General features: G+C 64.4%; 23 protein-coding genes. 2 read left to right on the top strand and 21 right to left on the bottom strand.

Annotated elements, in window-relative coordinates; translation table 11 throughout:
• Positions 1-225: 225 nt before the first annotated feature.
• From DOM36_RS11280 to leuC, 16 genes are all read right to left on the bottom strand, one after another.
• Entirely contained in the window at positions 226-1,443 is a 1,218-nt protein-coding gene (locus DOM36_RS11280) for an O-succinylhomoserine sulfhydrylase (protein WP_110643131.1), read from the bottom strand.
• Between the two features lie 76 nt (positions 1,444-1,519).
• Positions 1,520-3,034: an amidophosphoribosyltransferase gene (purF, locus tag DOM36_RS11275; RefSeq protein ID WP_075569075.1), complete on the bottom strand. Its 1,515-nt coding sequence runs from the start codon at positions 3,032-3,034 to the stop codon at positions 1,520-1,522.
• 31 nt (positions 3,035-3,065) lie between these two features.
• A complete protein-coding gene (locus DOM36_RS11270) occupies positions 3,066-3,725 on the bottom strand; it encodes a CvpA family protein (RefSeq protein ID WP_083941528.1) in 660 nt (219 codons plus the stop codon).
• A complete protein-coding gene (locus DOM36_RS11265) occupies positions 3,725-4,492 on the bottom strand; it encodes an SPOR domain-containing protein (protein ID WP_110643130.1) in 768 nt (255 codons plus the stop codon). The genes DOM36_RS11270 and DOM36_RS11265 overlap by 1 nt, the downstream gene beginning before the upstream one ends.
• Positions 4,489-5,802 carry a folylpolyglutamate synthase/dihydrofolate synthase family protein gene (locus DOM36_RS11260; RefSeq protein WP_075569073.1) on the bottom strand — a complete coding sequence of 438 codons (1,314 nt, stop codon included), beginning with the start codon at positions 5,800-5,802 and terminating at the stop codon, positions 4,489-4,491. Before DOM36_RS11260 ends, DOM36_RS11265 begins: the two co-directional genes overlap by 4 nt.
• Positions 5,803-5,827: 25 nt before the next feature.
• Positions 5,828-6,763: an acetyl-CoA carboxylase, carboxyltransferase subunit beta gene (gene accD, locus DOM36_RS11255; RefSeq protein ID WP_232823800.1), complete on the bottom strand. Its 936-nt coding sequence runs from the start codon at positions 6,761-6,763 to the stop codon at positions 5,828-5,830.
• A gap of 112 nt (positions 6,764-6,875) precedes the next feature.
• Complete coding sequence (trpA, locus tag DOM36_RS11250; RefSeq protein WP_110643129.1) at positions 6,876-7,706, bottom strand: tryptophan synthase subunit alpha; 831 nt, start codon at positions 7,704-7,706, stop codon at positions 6,876-6,878.
• Between the two features lie 11 nt (positions 7,707-7,717).
• Complete coding sequence (trpB, locus tag DOM36_RS11245) at positions 7,718-8,932, bottom strand: tryptophan synthase subunit beta (RefSeq protein WP_075569070.1); 1,215 nt, start codon at positions 8,930-8,932, stop codon at positions 7,718-7,720.
• 10 nt (positions 8,933-8,942) lie between these two features.
• Positions 8,943-9,653, bottom strand: coding sequence for a phosphoribosylanthranilate isomerase (locus DOM36_RS11240; RefSeq protein ID WP_110643128.1), 711 nt, complete (start codon positions 9,651-9,653; stop codon positions 8,943-8,945).
• The gene (gene truA / locus DOM36_RS11235; RefSeq protein ID WP_075569069.1) at positions 9,650-10,615 is read right to left on the bottom strand and encodes a tRNA pseudouridine(38-40) synthase TruA; all 966 of its coding nucleotides are present in this window, start codon (positions 10,613-10,615) and stop codon (positions 9,650-9,652) included. Before truA ends, DOM36_RS11240 begins: the two co-directional genes overlap by 4 nt.
• Before the next feature lie 24 nt (positions 10,616-10,639).
• On the bottom strand, positions 10,640-12,988 hold the full coding sequence (locus tag DOM36_RS11230) for a FimV/HubP family polar landmark protein (protein WP_110643127.1): 2,349 nt from the start codon (positions 12,986-12,988) through the stop codon (positions 10,640-10,642).
• A 165-nt stretch (positions 12,989-13,153) separates the two neighbouring features.
• Positions 13,154-14,269 carry an aspartate-semialdehyde dehydrogenase gene (asd, locus tag DOM36_RS11225; RefSeq protein WP_075569125.1) on the bottom strand — a complete coding sequence of 372 codons (1,116 nt, stop codon included), beginning with the start codon at positions 14,267-14,269 and terminating at the stop codon, positions 13,154-13,156.
• Positions 14,270-14,453: 184 nt separating this feature from the next.
• Complete coding sequence (leuB, locus tag DOM36_RS11220; RefSeq protein WP_075569067.1) at positions 14,454-15,533, bottom strand: 3-isopropylmalate dehydrogenase; 1,080 nt, start codon at positions 15,531-15,533, stop codon at positions 14,454-14,456.
• A 9-nt stretch (positions 15,534-15,542) separates the two neighbouring features.
• Complete coding sequence (locus tag DOM36_RS11215) at positions 15,543-16,328, bottom strand: class I SAM-dependent methyltransferase (RefSeq protein WP_110643126.1); 786 nt, start codon at positions 16,326-16,328, stop codon at positions 15,543-15,545.
• Positions 16,321-16,965, bottom strand: coding sequence for a 3-isopropylmalate dehydratase small subunit (gene leuD / locus DOM36_RS11210; RefSeq protein WP_075569065.1), 645 nt, complete (start codon positions 16,963-16,965; stop codon positions 16,321-16,323). The genes DOM36_RS11215 and leuD overlap by 8 nt, the downstream gene beginning before the upstream one ends.
• Positions 16,966-16,977: 12 nt before the next feature.
• Positions 16,978-18,426, bottom strand: a complete 1,449-nt coding sequence (leuC, locus tag DOM36_RS11205) for a 3-isopropylmalate dehydratase large subunit (protein ID WP_075569064.1) — start codon at positions 18,424-18,426, stop codon at positions 16,978-16,980.
• Between the two features lie 341 nt (positions 18,427-18,767).
• Between leuC and DOM36_RS11200 the strand changes: the two genes are divergently transcribed.
• Positions 18,768-19,652 (top strand): LysR family transcriptional regulator, encoded by an 885-nt coding sequence (locus tag DOM36_RS11200; RefSeq protein WP_075569063.1) that lies wholly within the window; start codon positions 18,768-18,770, stop codon positions 19,650-19,652.
• 13 nt (positions 19,653-19,665) lie between these two features.
• On the opposite strand, the gene aroC is transcribed toward DOM36_RS11200, so the two are convergent.
• Together aroC and prmB are read right to left on the bottom strand one after the other, a co-directional pair.
• Positions 19,666-20,757, bottom strand: coding sequence for a chorismate synthase (gene aroC, locus DOM36_RS11195; RefSeq protein ID WP_075569062.1), 1,092 nt, complete (start codon positions 20,755-20,757; stop codon positions 19,666-19,668).
• A 35-nt stretch (positions 20,758-20,792) separates the two neighbouring features.
• The gene (prmB, locus tag DOM36_RS11190; protein WP_075569061.1) at positions 20,793-21,749 is read right to left on the bottom strand and encodes a 50S ribosomal protein L3 N(5)-glutamine methyltransferase; all 957 of its coding nucleotides are present in this window, start codon (positions 21,747-21,749) and stop codon (positions 20,793-20,795) included.
• A gap of 155 nt (positions 21,750-21,904) precedes the next feature.
• Here prmB and DOM36_RS11185 point away from each other — a divergent pair, with 155 nt between their 5' ends.
• On the top strand, positions 21,905-22,504 hold the full coding sequence (locus DOM36_RS11185) for a Smr/MutS family protein (RefSeq protein ID WP_110643125.1): 600 nt from the start codon (positions 21,905-21,907) through the stop codon (positions 22,502-22,504).
• Positions 22,505-22,816: 312 nt separating this feature from the next.
• On the opposite strand, the gene DOM36_RS11180 is transcribed toward DOM36_RS11185, so the two are convergent.
• The 3 genes from DOM36_RS11180 to DOM36_RS11170 are packed head-to-tail and all read right to left on the bottom strand — an operon-like array spanning position 22,817 to position 25,574.
• Positions 22,817-23,893, bottom strand: a complete 1,077-nt coding sequence (locus DOM36_RS11180) for a patatin-like phospholipase family protein (protein WP_110643124.1) — start codon at positions 23,891-23,893, stop codon at positions 22,817-22,819.
• Positions 23,890-24,771, bottom strand: a complete 882-nt coding sequence (locus DOM36_RS11175; RefSeq protein ID WP_232823799.1) for an alpha/beta hydrolase — start codon at positions 24,769-24,771, stop codon at positions 23,890-23,892. Before DOM36_RS11175 ends, DOM36_RS11180 begins: the two co-directional genes overlap by 4 nt.
• The gene (locus DOM36_RS11170; protein ID WP_075569057.1) at positions 24,768-25,574 is read right to left on the bottom strand and encodes an alpha/beta hydrolase; all 807 of its coding nucleotides are present in this window, start codon (positions 25,572-25,574) and stop codon (positions 24,768-24,770) included. The genes DOM36_RS11175 and DOM36_RS11170 overlap by 4 nt, the downstream gene beginning before the upstream one ends.
• Between the last annotated feature and the right edge of the window lie 113 nt (positions 25,575-25,687).

Raw genomic sequence — 25,687 nt, 5'->3', positions numbered from 1 at the left:
GCTGTGACCACCGACTGATTTCCCAAGCAGCCAAGCTGGCGTGACCATCAGTATGGCCCTAAGCATGACCAATAGATAGGCGCCGTCAGCGAGGGTCCGTCGGTCAAAAACGACGAAGCTCCGGCGGAGATGCCAGAGCTTCATCTGCAATCCAGAACCCACGAGCGCAGGCTTTTTCCAGATCGGCGAAGGCTTGCGAAAAGCCAGGCCAACCCGCTCGGTCGACTAGAGCAGCCTCAGACCTCGCTCGAGATCGGCCTTGAGGTCGTCCAGCGTTTCCAGCCCGACGGCGATACGAATCAGGCCATCGCGGATGCCGGCGGAAGCGCGCTGTTCATCGGTGAGACGACCATGCGTCGTGGTGCCGGGATGGGTGATCGTCGTCTTGACGTCGCCCAGATTGCCGGTGATCGACATCACGCGCGTATTGTCGATGACCTTCCAAGCTGCGGCCTGACCGCCCTTCACCTCGATGCCCATCACCGCCCCGAACCCCTGCTGCTGACGTTTGGCCAGCGCATGCTGCGGGTGGCTTTCGAGACCGCTGTAGTGGACACGCTCGATGGCCGGTTGGGACTCGAGCCATTCCGCCATCGCCTGAGCGCTCCGGCTATGCGCGTGCATCCGCAGGCTGAGTGTCTCCAGCCCCTTGAGGAAAATCCAGGCATTGAACGGACTCATGCACGGCCCGCAGGTGCGCACCACGCCGTAGAGCTGCTCCAGTTCCTCGTTGCGGCCGACCACGGCACCGCCGATCGCCCGCCCCTGCCCGTCGAGATACTTGGTGGCGGAGTGAATCACCAGGTCCGCGCCCAGATCCAGCGGCCGCTGCAGCGCCGGCGTCAGGAAGCAGTTGTCGATCGCCAGCCAGGCGCCATGCCGGTGGGCCAGTTCGGCCAGCGCGGCGACGTCGACCAGCTCGTTGAGCGGATTCGACGGCGTCTCGGCAAACAGCAGCCTGGTGTTGGGCGTGATCGCCGCTTCCCACTGCGCCAGGTCGTTGAGCTCGACATAGCGTGGCACCACGCCGAACTTGGCCAGATACTTGTCGAACAGCGCGATGGTCGAGCCGAACACCGACCGCGAGACGATCACCTCGTCACCGGCCTTGAGCAGCGCCAGCACGGTGGACAGAATCGCCGCCATGCCGGAGCTGGTGGCGACACAGCGTTCACCACCTTCGAGTGCCGCCAGCCGCTGCTCGAACGTGCGCACCGTCGGATTGGTGAAGCGGGAATAGACGTTGCCGGGCTCTTCGCCCTTGAACTTGCGCGCCGCTTCCGCCGCGCTGCCATAAACGAAGCTGGAGGTCGGGAAGATCGGCTCGGCGTGCTCCTGTTCATGGGTACGCTCATGCCCCGCGCGGATTGCCAGCGTCTCCAGGCCTAATGTTTCCGAGCCCGGCGTTTCCAACCCCGGCGTGAGATCGTCGTCAAAACTCATCCAGCAGCTCCTGAAAAACAAGATCCCGTGAGAGCCCGGCGTACGTCTCCGGGCTCAGGTTCGATCGCCTTGGCGATCAGTCGTCTTCACTGTCATTGTGCAGGTCGACGACGGCGTTGAGGCTCTCGCGCCCGGACTTGGCGGCATCGTTACGCGCCGCTTCCAGCGCCGCCAGGTAGTTGTCGTCGACATCGCCGGTGACATAGTGGCCGTCGAATACCGAACAGTCGAAATCGTCGAGCGCCGGATTGACCTCGCGGCACGCCGCCTTGAGATCCTCGAGATCCTGGTAGATGAGGCGGTCGGCGCCAATCAGCTCTCCCACTTCGGCATCGGTGCGGCCATGGGCGACCAGCTCGGTGGCGACCGGCATGTCGATTCCGTAGACGTTGGGAAAGCGCACGGCTGGCGCGGCCGAGGCGAAGTAGACCTTGTTGGCGCCGGCGTCGCGGGCCATCTGGATGATCTGCTTGCAGGTCGTTCCGCGCACGATCGAATCGTCCACCAGCATCACGTTCTTGCCTTCGAACTCGCTGGCGATGGCGTTGAGCTTCTGACGAACGGACTTCTTGCGCTGGGTCTGCCCCGGCATGATGAACGTCCGACCGATATAGCGGTTCTTCATGAAGCCTTCGCGGAAGGTCACGCCGATGTGCTGGGCCAACTCCAGCGCCGTGGTGCGCGAGGTATCGGGAATCGGGATCACCACGTCGATATCGTGATCCGGCCATTCGCGCTCGATCCGATCGCCCAGCTTGCGGCCCATCTGCATCCGGGTGCCGTAGACATACGCGCCGTCCAGCATCGAATCGGGGCGTGCCAGATAGACATGCTCGAAAATACACGGCGTCAGGCGCGGCTTGTCGACGCACATCTGCGTATGGATGTTCTTGTCCATGTCGACGAAGATCGCTTCACCCGGCGCGAGATCCCGCACCAGCTCGAAACCGGCAACGTCGAGTGCGACCGATTCGGAAGCGATCATCACGTCCTGGCCCTCGGCGGTCTGTCGGGTGCCATAGACCACCGGACGAATCCCGTGGGGGTCACGAAACGCCACCAGTCCGAAACCGTTGATGATCGCCACCGCGGCGTAACCGCCGCTGCAGCGCCGGTGAACGCGACGCAGCGAATCGAAGATATCCTCCGGCGTCAGCGTCACCCCCTGCTTGCCCAGTTCATGGGCAAACACGTTGAGCAGCACCTCGGAATCGGAGCTGGTGTTGATGTGACGCAGGTCGGAGGAGAACAGCTCCTGCTTGAGCTGATCGGAGTTGGTCAAATTACCGTTGTGGGCCAGCGTGATGCCGTAAGGGGAATTGACGTAGAACGGCTGGGACTCGGCCTCGCTCGCGGTACCCGCGGTCGGATAGCGAACATGACCGATACCGAGCTGGCCCTGGAGCCGCTTCATGTGACGCGTGTGGAACACGTCCCGCACCAGTCCGTTGTTCTTGCGCAGCAGAAAGCGACCTTCATCCCAGGTCATCATGCCGGCGGCATCCTGTCCGCGGTGCTGCAAAACCGTCAATGCGTCGTAAATCAACTGATTGACCGCTTCATTGGCCATGAGGCCTACGATACCGCACATGCCGCCTTACCTCGCTTGGTCGCACCCCGGTTCAGGGCGCCGGTTTTTCGTTCGGAACGGGGATCGGAATCGTCACCCCTTGCCCATCCTGACTTCGTGAAGAACTGTCTGAAGAGCCGTTTGAAGAATCGGGTGAAGCGCTGGAAGGAAAATTGCTCCGCCCCGGTAACGTCATCGGCAAGTGCCGCATGGCGTCCTCGGCAGCGGACGGATCCACATCCCAGCTCTGGAGCTGAACCACCGCCCATTCACGCAGCGATTCGAACGAAGGCCTCAACTGGGCCTGCTGCCAGGCCTGCAACTGGGCCAACGGCGTCAGGCCGATCACCACAGTGACGATAACCAGAATGGCCCCGCCGCGGGCCAGACCGAAGATCGCCCCGGCGACCCGGTTGAAGAATCCCATTCCGACCCATTCGATCGCCGCGTTGAGCAGCCGGATGATGAATCCGCAGACCATCACCACCACGAAGATGATCAGAACGAACCCCAGTACCAGTCGCGCATCGGGATGCGAGATGTAGGGTTCCAGCAGGTCCGCGATCGGTTTGGCGAATATTCGCGCCGCCAGCAGCGCCACGATCCAGGCACCCAGTCCGAGCGCTTCTCTCACCAGGCCCCGCATGAAACCTGCCAGCATCGATATCGTCAACACCAGCAGGAAAGCGTAGTCGAGCCAGGTCAATGTCATCAGCTACCCGGTTTGCGAATCAGCAGCCCCTGGATATTGGCGGCCTGCTTGAGTTCGGATCTGGCCTTCTCGCCTGCGTCAGACGAAGAGAACGGGCCCACGTAGACCGTGGTCAGGTTGTTGTCCCGTGGCTGCGAATAGGCGGCGAAACCCTGCTCCTTGAGCTTGGCGGCGAGCCGGGTGGCGTTGTCGGACTGACCGAAGCTGCCCACCTGCACGACCCAGCCCCCGTCGCTGCTCGCCGAAGTACGCTCGGGCGTGGAGGACGACGGTGAAGAGGACGACGTCGAGGAAGGCTGCGCCGGCGCCGCCTCGGACGGAGCCGGATTGGATGGGCGGGGCTCGGGCTGGGCCTGTTCGGACTGCGCGATATCGGCAATCGGATCATCGCCACCGCTCGACACCCTACCGTTATCTGACGAGCCATCGCTGCTCTGACCGAACGAATCCTCGCTGCCGGCACCCAGCTGACTGCGCGTATCCGGCTCCGGCACGGGGACGTTACCGGCGCTGCCGCCGTTCTGGTTTCCAGTGCTCTGACTGCCCGCATTCTGGCCGCCATTGGCAGCGACCGATGCCGGCGGCTCGGGCGACTCGATGATGCGCTGGCGCGTTTCGCCACCGTCGATCGGCTGCTCGATGACCATGACCGGTCCAGGTTCCTGCTGTCTCGGTTCGGGATCATCGAACAGCATCGGCAGAAAAATGGCCCCCAATGCGACGAGAATGACCGCCCCGCTGATACGCTCACGCCATCCATACTTCATAGGACCTTGACCTCCTTGGTAGCACCTGGACCTTCGTCACCCGCGCCAGCTTTCAATGCTTCGAGCGCACCGGCCACGGTCAGAAACGAACCGCATACTAACACTTCTTCGTCGGGCGCAAGACGTGGGGCCAGCCAGTCGACGGCCGCTGCCGGCGAAGAGGCCACCGATAACGTCTCGCCGCCGCGGCGCGCGATGGATTCAGCCAATTCTTCACCCGAACGACCACGCGGCCCTTCGAGTCCCACCGGAAGCCATGCATCGACCACGGGCGCCAGCGCCTCGATCAACGCTTCGGCGTCCTTGTCCTTGAGCACACCGAGCAGGCCGATACGTCGCCGAGGCGCCGAGCGCTGCGCCAACCTGGCTGCTACATAGTGGGCAGCATGCGGATTGTGCGCCACGTCGAAGCACCAATTTCCCACCCACTGCAGTCTTCCTGCCAGCCCAACGGTGGCCATCGCCTGGCGAGACTCCGCGGGTTGCGGCATGACGCCGCAAAGCCGGAGCACCTGCAGCGCGACGGCGGCATTGTCCAGCGGCAGCCCCGGATCGGGCAAGCTATCGAGATGATAGCGAGCTCCCTCGGCGGACTGGCCCTGCCAGCGCCAGTCACCGCCTTCGCCGATGGCGTGATCGAAATCGCGGCCGAGCCAATGGGCGACCGCGCCGAGCGTTTCGATACGCTGAGAGACACTGGCGGGTAGTTGACGGCTACCGAGTACCACCGGGCGGCCCTGGCGAAGAATACCTGCCTTCTCGGAGCCGATGATCTCGAGATCGGTGCCGAGGAAATCCGCGTGGTCATGAGCGATTGTGGTGATGACGGCGATATCGCTGTCGATCACGTTGACCGCGTCCAGCCGCCCGCCGAGCCCCACTTCGAGAATGGCCAGCTGGGGGCGGACATCGGCAATCGCCACCAGCGCCGCCAAGGTTCCCGCTTCGAAGTAGGTCAGGCTGACGGGGTCGCCGGCCAGGCGCGCCGCGTCCACCCGCTCGAACCCGTTCACCAGCGTGGCGTCATCGGCTGCCACGCCATCGAAACAGAGTCGTTCGTTGTAGCGCAGCAGATGGGGCGAGGTATAACTGGCCGTGGTCGAGCCGTGGGCGCGGGCCAGCCGTTCGAGCATGGCCACCGTGGAGCCCTTGCCGTTGGTACCGGCAACGGTCACCACCTGCTTCGCGATCGGACCCTGCGTCAGACCCAGCCGCTCGGCGACGATCGCCACCCGTTCGAGACCCATGTCGATGGCGATCGGATGCTGGCGCTCGAGGCGCGCCAGCCAGTCGTTGAGGGGGGCACTCATGAATCGGCGATTCCTCTGACAAATTCTAGCGCGCTGTCTTGGCCGTATCCGGCTCGTCGGCCAGCGGCGAGAAATCATCGCTCTCGTCAACACTGCGACCAACCGCCGGCTGATGCGTCAGCTTGCGCAGAATGCCACCCAGGCGCTCGCGCAACTCGGTACGCGCCACGATCATGTCGACGGTGCCATGCTCGAGCAGAAACTCGCTGCGCTGAAAGCCTTCCGGCAAGGTTTCACGTACCGTCTGTTCGATGACGCGCGGACCGGCAAAGCCGATCAACGCATTGGGCTCGGCCACGTTCAGATCGCCGAGCATCGCCAGCGAGGCCGAGACGCCGCCGAAGACCGGATCGGTGAGCACGGAGATATAGGGAACGCCGGCCAGCTTGAGCTTCTCCAGCGCCGCCGAGGTCTTGGCCATCTGCATCAGCGAGAACAGCGCTTCCTGCATGCGCGCACCGCCGGAGGCGGCGAAGCAGACCAGCGGTATCTCGTTCTCGAGCGCCAGCGTAGCGGCGCGCACGAATTTTTCGCCGACCACGGCACCCATGGAGCCGCCCATGAACGAAAACTCGAACGCCACCGCCACCACGGGCAGGCCATCCAGCGTGCCGCGCATGGCGATCAGGGCGTCGTTCTCGTCGGTCGACTTCTGGGCCGAGGTCAGCCGATCCTTGTACTTCTTGGAGTCACGAAACTTGAGACGGTCGCTCGGCTGAAGATCGCCCGCGATCTCTTCACGCCCTTCTGCATCGAGGAACCAGTTGAGGCGCTTGCGCGCGGTCAGCCGCAGATGGTGCTGACACTTGGGGCAAACGTTCTGGTGTTTCTCCAGCTCGGGGAGATAGAGCACCGCTTCACAGTTCGGGCACTTGCGCCACAGGCCGTCCGGCACGCTGGCGCGGCGGTCGTTGCGCTGGGTGCGGCTCATCGACGGGACGATCTTGTCTAGCCAGCTCATGTCAGGAACGATTCCCTATTTGCCAAAATAGAAAGTAATGACGACAGTCGTCATGAAAACGACTGTCGTGATAACCGCAGATGCCGAATGATACCAAATCGATGGCGACGGCTCAGCTAACCGCATCGCGGTCGAGCGCTTCGCGCATTTCGCCGAGAATCGATTTCAACGCGGCAGGAATGGACGCCGGATCATCGGCTCGTTCGGCAATACGCCCGACCAGAGCGCTACCGACGATCACACCGTCGGCGACACGACCAATGGCCGCCGCCGTCGCCCCATCGCGAATGCCGAACCCGACGCACAGTGGCAGCTCGGTCACCTGGCGCAGCTTGCTCAACTGCTCGCCGACGGCGTCGGCATCCAGCGTAGCCGCACCGGTCACGCCCTTTAGCGAAACGTAGTAGAGATATCCCTCGCCGTGCTCGCAGATCGCTCTGGCCCGCGCATCGGACGTCGTCGGCGCCAGCAGGAAGATCGACTGCAGGCCGTGCGCCGCGAACAGCGCCGCATTATCGCCGGCCTCTTCGGGCGGCATGTCGACCACCAGCACGCCGTCGAGACCGCAAGTCTGCGCCTGTTCGGCGAAGACGTCATAGCCCATTCGCTCGATGGGATTGAGATACCCCATCAGCACCACCGGCGTCTCGCTGTCCCGCTGGCGGAATTCTGCCACCATCTCCAGCACGTGCTGCAACCGCGTGCCGTGCTTGAGCGCTCTCTCGCAAGCCTTCTGGATCACCGGCCCATCGGCCATCGGATCGGAGAACGGCACGCCGAGCTCGATCACATTGGCACCGGCTTCCACGCAGGCGTGCATGAACTCGACCGTATGCGCCGGCGCCGGATCGCCAGCGGTGATGTAGGGGATTAACGCCGTGCGGCCCTGAGCCTTGAGCGTGGCAAAGCGCCGGTCGATGCGGTTCGGTTCGGTTCGGTTCATGTCGGGCCCCGTCAAAATTCGATGCCGTCGAGTTCGGCGACGGTGTGGATATCCTTGTCGCCGCGTCCGGAAAGGTTGACGACGATGTGCTGATCCGGCGACATTTCCCCCGCCAGCTTCTTGGCGTGGGCCAGGGCGTGCGCCGACTCCAGTGCCGGCATGATGCCCTCGACCAGGGTCAGCTCACGGAACGCTGCCAGCACCTCATTGTCGTCCGCCGCCACGTAGCGCACGCGGCCGACATCCTTCCACAGCGCATGCTCGGGGCCGACGCCGGGATAATCCAGCCCGGCAGAGATCGACTGGGTGTCGGCGACCTGCCCGCCTTCGTCGGACATCAGATAGGTCCGGTTGCCGTGCAGCACCCCGCGCGGGGCGTTGGCCGTCAGCGGTGCCGCATGGCGACCGGTGGCAACGCCTTCACCGCCGGCCTCGACGCCGTACATGGCGACGTCGTCATCCTCGACGAACGGATAGAAAAGCCCCATGGCGTTGGAACCACCGCCGACGCAGGCAACCAGTGCGTCGGGCAACCGACCGATCTGCTCGAGCGACTGCCGCCGCGCCTCGCGTCCCACCACCGCGCTGAAATCGCGTACCAGCATCGGATAAGGATGCGGGCCGGCCACCGTGCCGATGATGTAGAAGGTATCGTCGACGTTGGTCACCCAGTCCCGCAACGCCTCGTTCATGGCATCCTTGAGCGTGCGCGAGCCGGACTCGACCGGCACCACCTTGGCACCCAGCAGATGCATGCGATAGACGTTCAGTTTCTGGCGCTGCACGTCCTCGGCGCCCATGTAGATTTCGCACTTCAGCCCGAGCCGCGCGGCAACCGTCGCCGTGGCGACGCCGTGCTGACCCGCCCCCGTTTCGGCGATCACGCGCGGCTTGCCGGACTTCTTGGCCAGCAGCGCCTGGCCGATGGTGTTGTTCACCTTGTGGGCGCCGGTGTGGTTCAGATCCTCGCGCTTGAGCCAGATCTGGGCGCCACCGATCTCGCGCGACCAGCGTTCGGCGTGATAGAGCGGTGACGGTCGGCCGACGTAGTGCTTCAGATCACGGTCGAACTCGGCCTGGAACTCGGGATCGTTCTTGAGACTCGCATAGATGTTCTCGAGCTCTTCGAGGGCGAAACTCAAGGTTTCGGAAACGAAGCGGCCACCGTAAGGCCCGAAATGGCCGCGAGCGTCCGGGAGTTGCGTCAAGTCGTGGAATCGGCTCACGAAGGGACCCTCATGATGTGGCGGTGAATGAACGAGGCGTGCCGGAGTCGGCGCTGGACGACACCGCGTGGAGCGCGGCATTGGCTGCCCGCACACGATCGCAGAAGGCGCGGATACGCCGGGGATCCTTGATACCCTTGCGGCGGGTGTCGTCATCCGGAGATGACGTCACCTCGACGCCACCGGAGACATCGACCGCATAGGGGTGCACCTGCGCCACCGCGTCGGCGACGTTATCCGGCGTCAGCCCTCCGGCGAGAATAACAGGTTTCGCCAGATCCCCCGGAATGCGCTGCCAGTCGAAGGTCTCTCCCGTTCCCCCTGGCACGCCGGGACGGTAGGCATCGAGCAACAGCGCGCCAGCGCCAGCGTAGCTGTCGGCCGCAGCCTGCAGATCGATATCGTCATGCATGCGCAGCGCCTTGATCCAGGGTCTGGAGAAAAGCGCGCAGAATTCGGGTGATTCGTCGCCATGAAACTGTAGCAGGTCGAGATACGGCAGACACACTTCGACATCGGCCACGCTGGGGTCGACGAACAGCCCCACCCGTGTCACGAACGGTGGCACCGTGACGCTCAACGCTGCCAGCGTGTCGATATCGATAGCGCGCCCGCTGCCCGGCCACATCACGAAACCCAGCGCATCGGCGCCACTGGCAACGGCCGCCGCGATGTCTTCACGGCGGGTCAACCCACAGATCTTGATCCTGACGGGGTTCATGGCGTGGTCTCCAGACGGGCCCGAGGCGGCTCGTCGACCACCCGTCCCTCATCGTCGATCCATTTTGGCCAGACCCGGCGACGACGCATCAGCGGGGTATCCGGGATCTCGCCTCGTTCGCCGGTCCAGTCGCCCAGAAACGACAGCAGCTGTGGCCCCACCGGCTCTTCCGGGAGTTCGAAACGTTCGTCGAAGCGCACGTCGACGAAATGCAGGCCGCAGGCCGGTGCCGTCACGTTGCCCAGCCGACGATCCCTCAGCGCCAGCAGTTCGGCGGGATACGCTTCTCCCTCGTCACCCCGTCCGACCGCCACCAGCACGCCGGCGATGTTGCGAATCATGTGGTGAAGGAAGGCATTGGCCTGGACATCGATCATGACCAGTGGCCCGAAACGGCGGACGTCGATGAAATGCAGATGGCGCACCGGCACCTTCGACTGACAGCCGGCGGCACGATAGCTCGAGAAATCGTGTTCGCCGACCAGCGCCTGCGCGGCGCGATGCATGCGATCGGCATCGAGCGGTTCGCGACACCAGGTCACGTTGTGACGCTCCATGACCGGGCGCGTCGGCTGGTTGAGAATGAGGTAGCGATAGCGTCTCGCCAGCGCCGAAAAGCGCGAATGGAAGTCGTCACCGACCGGGACCAGCCAGCGCACCGCGATATCGCGAGGCAACTTGGCATTGGCACCGAACACCCACGCCTTCTGGGTGCGTACGACCGGCGCGTCGAAGTGAACGATCTGGCGCGTGGCGTGAACGCCGCTGTCGGTGCGACCGCTGCAGAGCACGCGCACGGGAGTGGCGGCGATCTTGCTTAATGCCGCCTCGAGCGCACCCTGGACCGAGTCGGCCTGGCGCAGTCGCTGCCAGCCGCAATAGCGCGTGCCGTCGTATTCGACGCCAAGGGCCAGGCGACCCGAGAGCGGCTGGTTATCGTCCTGCCGGGAGAAAAACGCCATCGAAAGCTGTGCAGCCCAAAGTCGTCAGGGGCGACCATTATCCCGATGCGACGGCTGGAATTCCACCTCATCGACATCCCACGCTGCAGGAACTTCCCGTTTTGTGCCACAGGCCCTCGCGGCAGCTGGCGGCGCGCCCTCCTTCGGCGTCTCGAGACCATCGCCCTGGGCGGATGTATCGAAGACGACCTCAGGCCCGCTGCCGGTGGCAGGCTCGGCTGGAGGTGTCATGGCTACCGGCTCCAGCGAAAATGCGGAAAAATCGATAACCGGCATGGCCGACGGCGAGCCGGGAGTCCCCGTCACGAGCGCGGCCAGGGAAGAGGAGTCCGGTGCCGAAGCCGATGTCTCGTTCTCAGCCGCGTCCAGCTCCAGGGCCGGCGCTTCGTAATCGATGCATGACGCGAACAGCGAGGTTGCCGATGGATCGACCGACGGGGTCAGATCGTCATCGAACAACGCCGACATCGGATCGGGGTGATCTTGCACGTCGTTCTGAATCGATGAAGGATGGCGCGGGATCGGGGCCGGGGAAACGAGATCCGGATCGAAACGAGCGGCGGCGGGGTCGGGCCGATCGACCTGCGCCTCGAACAGCGCATCGACGTCTTGTGCAGCCCCCCGCCAAACCGGCTCGGAGGCGACCTCTCCTGTCGCCTCCTGCCAGCTCTCCTCGACGTATCGGGCGCGGTAATCATCGACCAGGGCTTGCCCTTCACGACGCTGCTCGGCTGTGGCGTCGTCACCGAAGCCCGCCAGCGCCTGCTCCAGCGCGTCCATATCGCGCAGCTCCCCCAGTGCTTTCAACAGTCCCAGGCGAAACTGCGCATTCTCCCGATTCGCCAGCTGATCGCGCAGCCAGTCACGCGCTTCGGCGTGACGACCGTACGCCATGTAGATATCCGCCTGGCTGATCGAGACCGAATCCACATCCAGCTCGACAGCCGACCGGCGTAATGGCGTGGACTGACGGCTCGTCCCACGGGGTGATATCTCAACCGCGCCCGACACCGACTCGTCGAGAGATTCGGGGATGCCGGTTTCGCTGACGTCGGGTTCGGCGCGACGACGCCGGCGCTGCCAGACCCACAGCATCAGAAGCGCGATCAGCAACCCTCCGCCGATCCAGTCGAGGTGCCCGAGCAGTCGCTGCCACAGTGACGGCGGCGAAGCGGGAGAGGGATCCGGTGACGCCGCCACCGCCTGGCTGACCACACCGGATGCAGGAGCGTCCGATCCGGGGGCATCCGATACCGATACGGCAACGTCGGCCGTTTTCGACACCACAGGCGATACGCTGCCGTTGGATGCATCGCGCTGTCCGGGCTGGCGATCCGGATCGGCCTCGGCCGACGGCGTATCGACGACTGCCAGCGCCCCCTGCAGCGTATCGCGTTCGCGCCGCAAGGCTTCGATCGTCGCGCGCTGCCGTTCGGTTTCGGCGGTCAGATCGGATAGCCGTTGTTGCAGCATGGCGAGTCTGGCCGCAGCTGGCGCTTCCCCGGAGGATGTCCTGGAAACCGGCGCTTCGGACGCTGTCGACGTCGGGTCCCGCCCCACGATGTCGATGACCGGCCGACCGTCCCTGGTCTTGCGGACGAGCGTCTCGAGCCGGGACGCTGCCTCGGCGGGCGAGATATTGGCCACGGCCGCCAGCGTGGGCACATCCATTGCCACATTGGCGCGCAAGCGATCGATATCGCCATCGACGAACGCCGCCGGGTTGGACTGGAACAGCGCCAGCATCAGCGACTGACGGCTCATGCCGGCCTGCGGCAACAGCGAGGCCGCCAGCGTCGACAGCGAATCGCCGGGGCGAACGGTCACTCGCGAGGGCCACGCCAAAGGAGAGGAAGAGGAAGAGGAAGAAGAGGGAGAGGAAGACGGATGATGCGATACGGGGACTGGAGTCACGCCGTTCGATAACGCATAGGCGCGCGTCAGATCGCGGTCGCCACTTAGCAGCGGTTGGGCGCTGGCGTAATCGACCGGATCGAACAACAGCGACACGGCACGCTGCCACTGCCCTTCCGGCCAGGTCACCACCAGCACCAGATCCAGAAAGGGTTCTCTCACCCGCCGCGGGCTGTCGAGCACGACTGCCAGGCCACCCGCCTGACGCTCGACCGTGGCCGACACCGTGTCCGTGAGCGCGCTGCGCGTCAGTCCGGCCTGGCGATAGGCGGCGTCATCGGCAACGGTCACCGATACCTGCGAGGCCTCGAGGCCACTGTCGTCCGTCAGCGGCAGCACCACATGCAGCGGCCGATTGAGCGAGGACACCTGCCGAGGGTCACCGACGCCGAGCGCGTAAGTCGACGAGGCCAGTAACAGACAGAGCCCGCCGATCATGAGTGTGAGCCATTGCCGCATGGGGTCCTCGCCAACGCATTGGAGTGAGTCTCGACTCCCTCATCGGCGGCACCTCAGCAAACTTTAACAATTTGTAACGATTGGATAACAAAAGGCCTCGCCAGCCGATGCTGACGAGGCCCTTGTCGCTTAAGGCGAACGTAACGCTCCAGGAGAACGTGACGCTTACGCTTGCTCGCGCACGATCTTGAGCATGCGTTTGAGTGGTTCGGCGGCGCCCCACAGCAGCTGGTCTCCGACACTGAAGGCGGTCAGGTATTCCCCCCCCATGGAGAGCTTGCGCAGGCGCCCTACCGGCACGGTCAGCGTACCGCTGACGGCAGCCGGCGTCAGCTGCTCGAGCGTCGCGTCTTTCTCGTTGGGGACGACCTTGGCCCAGTCGTTGTGCCTGGCCAGGCGATCCTCGATCTCGTCGAGCGGCACGTCCTGCCTGAGCTTGATGGTGAACGCCTGACTATGCGAGCGCATCGCGCCGATGCGTACGCAGAGGCCGTCGATGGGAATCGGATTGGCGCCGGTGGCGAGAATCTTGTTGGTCTCGACCCCGCCTTTCCACTCCTCCTTGCTCTGGCCGTTGTCCATCGCCTTGTCGATCCACGGCAACAGGCTGCCGGCCAGCGGCGCGCCGAAGTTGTCGACCGGGAACTCCCCGCCCCGCATGGCGGCGGTGACGTCGCGATCGATGTCGAGAATCGCGCTCGATGGCGTGGCGAGATCGCTGGCGACTGCCGAATGCAGCGCGCCCATCTGCGACAGCAGTTCGCGCATGTGCTTGGCCCCGGAACCGGAAGCCGCCTGATAGGTCATGGAGGTCATCCACTCGACCATGTTGGCTTCGAACAGCCCGCCCAGCCCCATCAGCATCAGGCTGACGGTGCAGTTGCCGCCGACGAAGGTTCTGGCGCCCTTGGCAAGCTGAGCGTCGATCACGTGCCGGTTGACCGGATCGAGCACGATGGTCGACTCCTCCGCCATGCGCAACGTGCTGGCCGCGTCGATCCAGTAGCCTTTCCAGCCCGCCTGGCGCAGCGGCTGATAGACCGCGCCGGTGTAGTCGCCGCCCTGACAGGTGACGATCACGTCCATCGTCTTCAGCGACTCGATGTCGTTGGCGTCCTTCAGCGCCGGCACATCGACGCCGATGTTCGGCCCGGCCTGGCCGGCCTGGGAGGTGGAGAAGAAAACTGGCTCGAGTCCGGCGAAATCGTTGTCGTCCAGCATGCGCTGCATCAACACGGAACCGACCATCCCGCGCCAGCCGACGAATCCGACTTTCAACATAGTGGCGTACCCCGAAGCTTTTTGAATGTCCTGAATCGACACGACGACTCGTTCGAGTCGTCGCATCCTGTCAATCCTGAAAGCGCATTATAGCGCATGGGTCCAGGGCCTGTTCACGCCATACACCGCGAGCCGCGTGGATAGTGTGAACAGGCCTGGCATGCCCGCCCTCACATATCCGCGCTCAGGCCTCGGCGAATGCCGCCAGCACCGCGTCGCCCATCTCGCTGGTGGAGACCTGGCGGGTGCCCGGATAGGCGATATCCGCGGTGCGCAGCCCCTGATCCAGCACCTTGCCCACGGCGCGCTCGATGCGATCGGCCAGCGTCGGTTCGCCCAGCGAATAACGCAGCATCATCGCCACCGACAGAATCGTCGCCAGCGGGTTGGCCAGGCCCTGACCGGCGATATCCGGCGCACTGCCGTGGCACGGTTCGTACATGCCCTGCTGACGCTCGTTGAGCGACGCCGATGGCAGCATGCCGATCGAACCGGTCAGCATCGCGGCGGCGTCGGAGAGAATGTCGCCGAACATGTTGCCGGTCACCACGACGTCGAACTGCTTGGGCGCGCGCACCAGTTGCATGGCGGCGTTGTCGACGTACATGTGCGACAGCTCGACATCCGGATACTCCGGTGCCAGCCGATTCATCACTTCCCGCCACAGCATGGTGACTTCGAGCACGTTGGCCTTGTCCACCGAGCAGAGCTTCTTGCCGCGCTTCTGGGCCATCTCGAAGGCGACGCGACCGATGCGCTCGATCTCGGACTCGGCGTAGACGTAGGTGTTGAAACCGACGCGCTCGCCGTTACGTTCCTCGATGCCGCGTGGCTGACCGAAATAGATGCCACCGGTCAGCTCGCGCACGATCATGATGTCGAGGCCGGAAACCACGTCCGGCTTTAGCGTCGAGGCCTCGGCGAGCTGCGGATAGAGCAGCGCCGGGCGCAGATTGCCGAACAGATTGAGATTCTTGCGCAGCCCCAGCAGGCCCTTTTCGGGGCGCTTGCTCAGGTCTTCCAAGGTGTCCCATTTCGGGCCGCCGACGGCGCCGAGCAGGATCGCGTCCGCCGCCTTGGCTTTCGCCAGGGTGGATTCGGGCAACGGATCGCCCTCGGCATCAAAACCGGCGCCGCCGACCAGCGCCTCTTCCAGCTCGGCGTCCAGACCGGCCTCGCGGCAGGCGTTCAGGATCTTGACCGCCTCGGCGGTAATTTCCGGGCCAATACCGTCACCGGGCAACACCAGAATCTTCTTGCTCATGCAGTTTCCTCAAACATGTTCTTTGGTCGCCCACAGCACCAGCATATCCGTGGTGAAGGAGCCGTCATCGCTGATCTCGAAGGCATCGCGCACTTCCTGACCGACATCGCGCTGCAGGTGGCGAATCGCATCGCGCATCACATCCGGGGTACGCATGCGCTCGATCCAGGTCTCGAAATCCAGGCGCAGGCGCTGACGCGAGCTGGACGTCATCACAAGGCCCGCTTCACCGACCATCTGTGCCCATTCACTCGGGGCGTAGTCGCGCACATGACTGGTGTCGCGCAGCATCTCCACGGTCTGCAGGAAGCTGTCGAACAGCGGCTGCTCGGACGCCGAGACGTCGATGAATGCCGCCAGTCCACCCGGCTTCAACACCCGTCTCGCTTCGCGCAGCGCCAGCCCGACATCGCGCCAGTGGTGCGCGGAGAAGCGGCTGCAAACCACGTCGAAACTGTCGTCCGCGAACGGCAGCGACTCGGCGATGCCCTGCACCGTGCGGATATTGTTGAACCCACGCTCGATGGCCGCCTCGCCGACCACCGCGAGCATTCTCGGCGACAGGTCGTAGGCCACGATCTCCGCCGCCAGATCCGCCAGCTGGAAGCTGACGTGACCCGCGCCGCAACCGAGATCCAGCACGCGTGGCGCGTCGATCCGGGCAACGCGTTCGTGAAGCTGCGCGAACTCTTCACCCTGGGCATGCACTTGACTCGACAGGTAAGCCGCAGCCTGCCCTCCGAACTGGCGCTCGACGACGGCGCTATGGTCGCCGTGACCTGTCACGTCAGACATCCCGGAACAACCAGGGGTTCGCCGGACGATGGCGACTCTCGAAGTCGCGAATGGCCGCGGACTGCTCGAGGGTCAGGCCGATGTCGTCGAGCCCCTCCAGCAGGCAGTGCTTGCGAAACGCGTCGACCTCGAACGGGATCGCCTCGCCACTCGGCGTGGTAATCGTCTGCCCCTCGAGATCGATGTCGAGGCGATAGCCTTCCACGGCCTCGGTCTCCTGGAACAGTCGATCGACGGTGGCCTCGTCGAGCGTGATCAACAGGATCCCGTTCTTGAACGAGTTGTTGTAGAAGATGTCGGCGAAGCTCGGCGCGATCACCACGCGGAAACCGAAGTCATCCAGTGCCCAGGGCGCGTGCTCGCGCGAACTCCCGCAACCGAAATTGCGCCGCGCCAGCAGCACCTGCGCATCGCGGTAGCGCGACTGGTTGAGCACGAAATCCGGATTGAGCGGGCGGCCCGTGGCGTCCTGCCCCGGATAGCCCTCGTCGAGATAGCGCAGCTCGTCGAACAGGTTGGGGCCGAAGCCGGTGCGCTTGATCGACTTCAGAAACTGTTTGGGAATGATCAGGTCGGTGTCGACATTGGCGCGATCCAGCGGCGCGACCAGACCCTGCAGGCGTTCGAACTTTTTCATCGTCTGGCCTCCTTAGGCACTCATCGCATCGGCGCGATCATAGTCATAGCTCCGGACATCCACGAAGTGGCCTTCGATGGCAGCGGCCGCCGCCATCGCCGGACTCACCAGATGGGTGCGTCCACCGTAGCCCTGGCGCCCCTCGAAGTTGCGGTTGGACGTCGACGCGCAGCGCTCGCCGGCGCCCAGCTTGTCGGCGTTCATCGCCAGACACATCGAACAGCCCGGCTCGCGCCATTCGAAGCCCGCCTCGACGAAAACCCTGTCGAGCCCTTCGGCTTCGGCCAGGCGCTTCACCAGCCCGGAGCCCGGCACCACCATCGCCAGTTGAATGTTGTCGGCAACCTTGCGCCCTCTCGCCACCTTGGCCGCCTCGCGCAGATCCTCGATCCGCGAGTTGGTGCAGGAGCCGATGAACACCTTGTCGAGCCGGATATCGGTGATCTTCTGTCCGGCGCTGAGCCCCATGTATTCCAGCGCGCGTGTCATGCCCTGGGTGACGGTTTCATCGGCGGCCGTGGCCGGATCCGGCACTTCGGCGGAGACGTTGACGACCATTTCCGGGCTGGTGCCCCAGGTGACCTGCGGCTCGATCTCGGCGGCGTCGAGCTCGACGATCTTGTCGAAGTGCGCGCCGTCGTCGGAAACCAGATCCCGCCACGCCTCGACCGCCGCAGACCACTGCTCGGCCGTCGGTGCATAGGGGCGGCCCTTCAGATAGTCGATGGTGTTGTCGTCCACCGCCACCAGCCCGACGCGGGCGCCGGCCTCGATCGCCATGTTGCAGATCGTCATACGACCTTCCATGGAGAGATCGCGGATCGCACTGCCGGCGAATTCGATGGCGTAGCCGGTGCCGCCAGCGGTACCGATACGCCCGATGATCGCCAGCACGACATCCTTGGCGGTGACGCCGAGCCCAAGCTTGCCCTCGACGCGCACCTGCATGTTCTTCATCTTCTGGGCGATCAGACACTGCGTCGCCAGCACGTGCTCGACTTCGGAGGTGCCGATGCCGTGAGAGAGCGCGGCGAAGGCGCCGTGCGTCGCGGTGTGCGAGTCGCCGCAGACCACGGTCATCCCGGGCAGCGTGGCGCCCTGCTCCGGCCCGACCACGTGGACGATACCCTGGCGCTCGTCGTTGATCCGGAACTCCTCGATCTCGAAGCTCTCGCAGTTGGCATCCAGGGTCTCGACCTGGATTCGCGACACGTCGTCGAGAATCCCGGCGTTACCGGCGCTGCGCTCCTTGAGCGTGGTCGGCACGTTGTGGTCCGGCGTCGCCAGGTTGGCGTCGCGACGCCACGGCTTGCGCCCGGCCAGACGCAGCCCCTCGAACGCCTGGGGCGACGTGACCTCGTGCAGCAGGTGACGATCGATGTAGATCAGCGCGGAACCGTCGTCGCGCTGGGTCACCAAATGCTGCGCCCACAGCTTGTCGTAGAGCGTCTGGCTTGCCATCTGTGTCATCTCCTCCGTCCCGCTGTCTGACGGGAAACGCCGCATAAATGTCTGCGCCAGCGAATCGCTACGTTGCGCGGTACTCGAAGACTCAACTAACCCTATGTTATGTCTCGTCTCCTGCGTTCCGTGCGCCTTGCGATTCATCTTGCTCGTCGATTTATTCAGCCTTTCCCTACCGCAGCTTGGTGACGTAACGCTTGCGAATCGAGACGTCATGTGACGCCGCGAATGATTGGTTAGCCAAGATACGGCGCCTTTATGCATAAAATCAATTCATCTTGATTATGCTTTGGATTCCATAACAGAATTGAACGATACACCTGACGGAAAACGACGCCATGGACACACAGAGCCTGCAGGCTTTCATCGCGGTCGCCGATACGGCGTCGTTCTCGCTGGCCGGCGAGCAACTGCATCTGACCCAGCCGGCGGTCAGCAAACGGATCGCCACGCTGGAACATCAGACCGGCGCCAGGCTCTTCGACCGGATCAATCGGCGCGTCAGCCTGACCGAGGCCGGCCGGCTGCTGCTGCCCCGCGCGCGGCAGATCCTGCAGCTGGTCGAGGACAGTCGCCGGACCATGAGCAATCTGAGCGGCAGCGTCGAGGGCAGCCTGACGCTCGCCACCAGTCACCATGTCGGCCTGCACCGGCTCCCGCCGATCCTCAAGGCCTTTACCCAGCGCTACCCCGGGGTCGATCTGGATCTGCGCTTTCTCGATTCCGAACAGGCCTATCACGGCGTCGTCGCCGGCGAGATCGAGCTGGCCGTGGTGACGCTGTCGCCGCACCCCAACCCGCAGGTGGAATCGGTCCCGGTGTGGATCGATCAGCTGCGCTTCGTCGCGGCGCCCGAACACCCGCTGACGACGCGCGGCGAGCTGCCGCTATCGACACTGGTGAACTATCCGGCGGTACTGCCGGGGCCGCTCACGTTTACTCGCGACATCGTGGTGGGTTCGTTCAATCGGGCCGGACTGGCAATCGATGTGGCGCTCTCCACCAACTACCTGGAGACGCTGAAAATGATGGCGGGTATCGGGCTGGGCTGGAGCGTGCTGCCGGAGAGCATGATCGACGAGGAGATCGCGGTACTGCCGGTGTCGCATCCGCCCATCGAGCGCCGGCTGGGCTATCTGGTGCACAAGGAGCGCACGCTTTCCAACGCCGGACGCGCGATGATCGCGGAGCTGGAAGGCGCACGCGTGGCACCCGTTGCCTAAGAGCTATTGCCTTTCAGGCCTGACCGAGACGCGGCGTATCGACCCGAACGTCACCGTTCTGGGCACGATGACGCAGCAGATGATCCATCAGCGTCAGCGCCATCATCGCCTCGGCGATCGGGGTGGCTCGGATGCCGACGCAGGGGTCGTGTCGACCTTTGGTCACTACCTCGACCGCGTTGCCATGGATATCGATGGAGCGCCCCGGCTGAGTGATGCTGGAGGTCGGCTTCAGTGCCAGATGGGCGACCACCGGCTGGCCGCTGGAGATGCCGCCGAGTACCCCGCCGGCGTGATTGGAGAGGAAGCCTTCCGGCGTCATTTCGTCGCGATGCTCGCTGCCGCGTTGGGCGACGACATCGAAGCCATCGCCGATCTCGACCCCTTTCACCGCATTGATACTCATCAGCCCATGAGCCAGATCGGCGTCCAGCCGATCGAACACCGGTTCGCCCAGCCCCACCGGTACACCCTCGGCGACGACCGTGATCTTCGCGCCCACCGAATCCTGATCGCGGCGTAGCTGGTCCATGTAGGCCTCGAGCTGCGGCAAGCTGTCCGGATCCGGACAGAAGAACGGATTGTCATCGACGCCTTCCCATCCCTTGAAGTCGATCGCGATGGGCCCGAGCTGACTCATGTAGCCGCGCACCTGAATGCCCTGCCCGGCCAGCCATGCCTTGGCAATGGCGCCTGCCGCCACGCGCATGGCGGTTTCCCGCGCGCTGGAGCGGCCGCCCCCGCGGTAGTCGCGAGTCCCGTACTTGTGGTGATAGGTGTAGTCGGCGTGGGCCGGACGAAACTGCTCGGCGATCCTGGAGTAGTCCTTGGAGCGCTGGTCGGTGTTCTCGATCATCAACCCGATCGGCGTCCCCGTGGTCCGACCCTCGAACACGCCGGACAGAATCCGGACCTGGTCCGGCTCGCGCCGCTGGGTGGTGTGACGCGAAGAGCCGGGACGACGGCGATCCAGGTCGCGCTGCAGATCCGCCTCGCTGAGCTCGAGCCCCGGCGGGCAACCGTCGACGATGGCACCCAGCGCGGGGCCGTGGCTCTCACCGAAAGTGGTGACGGTGAACAGTTTGCCGAAGGTGTTGCCGGACATGCGCGATCCTCAGGAAATGGACGAAAAATTCGGGTTCAGGCCGGACGGGCAGCCGCGAACTGATCGGCGTGGCTATCGAGATCCTCGGCACTGAGCGCAAAGACCCCTTCGCCGCCCCGCTCGAACTCCAGCCACAGGAATGGCACCTCGGGGAAGGCTGCCTCCAGATGGCGCTGCGAGTTGCCCACCTCGACGATCAGCATGCCGCCGTCGTTCAGGTAGCGGCGGGCTTCTCGCAGGATGCGCCGGACGATATCGAGCCCGTCGCGACCGGCGCCCAGCGCCAGGCCCGGCTCATGGCGATACTCCGCCGGCATGGCTGCCAGATCGCGCGTATCGACATAAGGCGGGTTGCTGACGATCAGATCGTAATGCTGCCCCGCCACCCCCTCGAACAGATCGGAGGCCACCGCGCGAACGCGCCGACCGACATCATGCCGTACGATATTCGCCTTGGCGACCTCGAGCGCCTCCACGCTGATATCGACCAGATCCACTTCGCAGGTCGGCAGGTGGAGTGCGGTGGCAATGCCCATGCAGCCGGAGCCTGTGCACAGATCGAGCACTCGCGCCGGAGGCGTCTCGTCGAACCAGGCCGAAAACCCCTGCTCGATCAGTTCGGCGGTAGGCGAACGCGGGATCAGCACGCGCTCGTCGACCTCGAACGGGAACCCGGCGAAAAACGCCTCGCCGAGCAGGTAAGGCAGTGGCCGGCGAGATTCGATGCGGCTACGTACCAGCGAAACGATGCGGCGCCGTTCGAGCCCCAGCAAACGCGCATCGAGCACCGCCGGGTCGATGTCCCACGGCAGATGCAGCGCGCCCAGCACCAGCGCCACCGCTTCGTCCCAGGCGCTATCGGTACCATGACCGAAATGCAGCCGATGGGCGTGGAATTCGGTGGTCGCCCAGCGCAGGCAGTCGCGCACGCTGAACAGGTCTTCGACGATGGCTTCGTCGGTTAGCGTCAGGGTCGACTGCGGTGAGGACATCGGCAGGGCTCGCATCTGGCTGGAAAACGGACGACGATTGTACGCGCAAGGCTCACGCGTTCACAGCCGGCCATGTCATGACGCGCGGAATCGGTTACCCTTCCGCCGCTGAAGGACTCGAGCCCAAGACAGCGATCAGCGAAGGCACAACGGCAATGACCCACTTCCCGGGCGATGACGACGATCGCGCCGCTAGCGCCAAACCCGACAGTGCCTTCCGCGAGGCACTGGAAGCCGCCGGTATCCGGCGGCTGAGGATCAACCGCGCACAGACCGGTCGGCCGCGGCGCAACGCGCTCAACGTCAGCGCACGTCGCGAGGCGGCGGAGCAGGCGCCGCTGCAGACGCAGTCAACGCTGTCGGACGGCGGGGTCGAGGCGGTCACCCCGCACCAACGCCTGGAGTTCTCGATTCCGGATCTGCCGCCACGCACCTTTGCCCAGCTCAAGAAAGGCCACATCGCCTGGGAAGGCGGGCTCGATCTGCACGGCTATACCCTCGACGAAGCGCGCATCGAGCTCGAGTCGTTCATCAACGATGCCATTGCCAACCGCGCCCGCTGCGTGCTGGTGGTCCACGGCAAGGCGCGCGGCTATCGTGGCAGCGGCGCGGACTATCCGGTGATCAAGAGTCACGTCAACGGCTGGCTCAGGAACTGGTCGCGGGTGCTGGCATTCTGCTCGGCGAGCGATATCGACGGCGGGACCGGCGCGCTCTACGTGCTGCTGCGAACGCGCGCCGATTCAAATAGCTAGTGTGGTGTCTCACAAATACCATCCAATAATATCGGTCCCTGGCGCCGCCATGCATCCGATATTTCTTCGCGTTACCTGCGAGACGCCACACTAGGGTTTGTCTGAAAAATCGTCGAGCGAAGGTCAGGCAAAAATCGGCGAAAAGACGGGGTTTACGCGGTTGTAAATGAGTACTTCAAGCCGATTTTTAACGCCGTATGGCCGAGCGCAGGCACTTTTCAGACAAAGCCTGAGACGTCACATGGAGCGCCCATAAGGCGCTGATTGAGCTGCCGAGCGAGATGGCACGCAGGCGGTTATCCAGTATCTCCTTCAACCGTGTCGCTTGGGCGACGATAAAGGCAACGGCAGACGCCCCTGCGGGTCGGCGCTGCTGGCCGGATGTCGACGGCCGTCGACCGGTTCGGCGGCAACGGACGTTCGGTCCCGCTGGCGCTCATGCCGATCCAGGGCCTGAGCGGTGAGATAGCGTCCCAGTTCGATCAGCGCTTCCGCACGGTGAAATTCGTAGGCGCCACAAACACTCTTGGGAACTTCGATCAGAATGTCGGGCGGGTAACCGGCGATCTTGTACTTGGCCAGCGCCGCCTGAGTGATATCGAACGAAGCCAGCATCATGTCGAGCTTGCTCCAGGCGCGCTCGGTCTGGCTCGACCAGCTGACGTTTTCCGCAACCTCCTCCTCGTCGCCGAATGACGACACCATGCCCTGCACTCGCGTCCGCACGTTCCTCACCCAGCCGCTGAAACTCTTGCCTTCGGCTGCGCGCTTGATTTCGCGCGCGTGCTCCTGGGCCGCCTGTTCGGCGGGCAGCAATTCCTCCAGCGTGATCGGCCGGGAGGTCTGCGCCGTGGCGTTGACCGCCAGCACGATATCCGCATCGACCGAGACCGTGGGAATGATCGGGAGCGGATTCAGCAGCCCGCCGTCGACCAGCACGTGACCGTTTTCCTGAACCGGGGTAATGATCCCCGGCACCGCGATGGAGGCACGAATCGCGCGTAGCAAGGGGCCGCTCTGAAACCACACTTCGCGCTGGCGGCTCAGGTCCGTCGCCACCGCGGTGAATGGCATCGGCAGATCCTCGATGCGAATATCCCCGACCAGCGATTCGAGCTTGGTCATCACCTTGCCGGCGCGCATGGCACCCATGGCACTCCAGGTGATGTCGACCAGCCGCAGCACGTCGAAATAGTCGAGCTGACAGACCCAGTCGCGGTAACCCTCGAGTCTGCCGGCCGCATAGACCCCGCCGATCAAGGCGCCCATGGAGCAGCCGGAGATCGAGGCGATTTCGTAGCCGCGCGCCTCGAGCTCCTCGATCACGCCGATGTGCGCATAGCCACGTGCGCCACCACTCCCCAGTACCAACGAGACTCGAGGTTTCATGACACGGGCTCCCCGATTGTCGATCGATGCCAGCTTACGATTTCCGATGCCACCTGCGCCACGCTGACGCGCTCCAGATGCAGATGATGTCCGCCGGAGAGGATCCGTCGTTCGAGTCTGTCGATCCGGCGGCACGCGTCGCCAAGATGCGCGCGCTGCGTCAACACACCGGCGGAGGCCTGCAACAGCAGCACCGGCGCCCGAATGGCGGCAACCGTGGCCAGCATCTGATCCGGTGTCCAGCGCAGCAGCGAGGGATAGACCAGCCGCCGATCGGTGCGCCATTGATAGCGCCCATCCCCTTTTCTGGCGAGATTGCGTTCGACGATCGGGCGGGCGGTGTCGGCATCGATCCGGGTGACCCCACCCCGGACTCGGGCGGTTACGGCATCGTCGAGACTCGCGTAGCCGCCGGCATCGCTGCGCGAACGGCGCCGCGCACGCAATCCCGCTTGCAACTGCGCCACCGTCTCGCCGGGCTCGTTGGTGGTCGAAGCCAGACCGTCGATCAGCACCAACCGGTCGACCCGCTCCGGCGTCGCGGCCGCGATAAGGCTGGCGACACCGGCACCCATCGAGTGGCCGACGAGCGTCGTCGCGTTCAGATTCAACGCATCCAGTGCATCGAGCACATCGGGCACGTAGCCCCATAGCGGGTAGTCGGCATGGGCGCCGCGTAGCGGCGAGTGGCCGTGACCCGGCAGATCCAGCGCCACCAGACGAATGCCAAGCGCCGTGACCAGCGCCGGCGCCAGACGCGAGAAGGTCGCAGCGTTGTCGAGCCAGCCGTGCAATGCCACCCACGTGGGCGCCGCATCGTCACCCCAACTCAGCGCGGCGAGACGCCCTTCCCCCAGGATCATTTCTCGAGCCCTCAAGGGTTCTCTCCCAGCATGTCATCGATCGCCGTCAGGATCGCTCCGCGGGCGGCCTTTGGATGTTCGAACGGAAACATGTGCCCACCCGGTACACAGCGCAGCCGAACGCCCAGCCGCGAGAGCGTGCGCCGACGGCCGGGGGTAAGCAAGTCGGAGTCTTCACCGGCGATGACCGTCAGCGGTACCTGAAGCTTGCGCAGTACCGAGATCAGGTGATCCGGCAGGTGGCGAAACACGGCGGCTTCCGTGCGCGGCGCGAAGAGCAGCCGGGCAGCGCCGCTGTCTTCGTCGAGCGTCGTCGCGCCGGTGACATAGTCGTCCATGGCAGTCTCGGTGAAGCGCTGAAACAGCGAACGCCGACGCAATGATTCGGCCATCGCTTCTCGACTGGACCAACGCTCGCGCCGGCGTAGCGTCTTGCCAGCCGGCGTCACTCGATCGATGAAACCCGTGAGCTTGGCAACTTTCAGCATCCATGCATCCCGCCCCAGCAGCAGCGGCGGATCCAGTGCCACCACGGCGCGGAATCGCTGCGGCGCCTCCGCGGCCGCCATGATCGACAGCACGCCACCCATGGAGTGGCCGACGGCGACGATCGGCGTCGGCACCGAGGCGACAGCCGCAAGATACTCTTCGCGCAAAGCCAGCCAGTTGCGTCCCACCGGGTAACGGGGATCGTGGGCCAGACGTTCCAGCGGATGCAGCTCGAAACGGTCCGCCAACGGTGACAACAGAGTCCGGTAACTGGCACCGGTGAACCCGTTGGCGTGGGCGAAGACCAGAGGATAACGCAGCATCGACATCTGAATTCCCTTAGACTGTCGCGTGTCAATTTCCGGCGATAGATCCTCGCCCCTTCATTCGGGGTCGTCTATTCCCGACTCGACATTCAATACGCCCGTCGGACGCCTGGATC

Source organism: Salinicola sp. CPA57, from assembly GCF_003206035.1.
Lineage (GTDB): Bacteria > Pseudomonadota > Gammaproteobacteria > Pseudomonadales > Halomonadaceae > Salinicola > Salinicola socius.
Note: the sequence above shows the minus strand (reverse complement) of the source record. Positions and strands in the feature narration are given on the sequence as shown.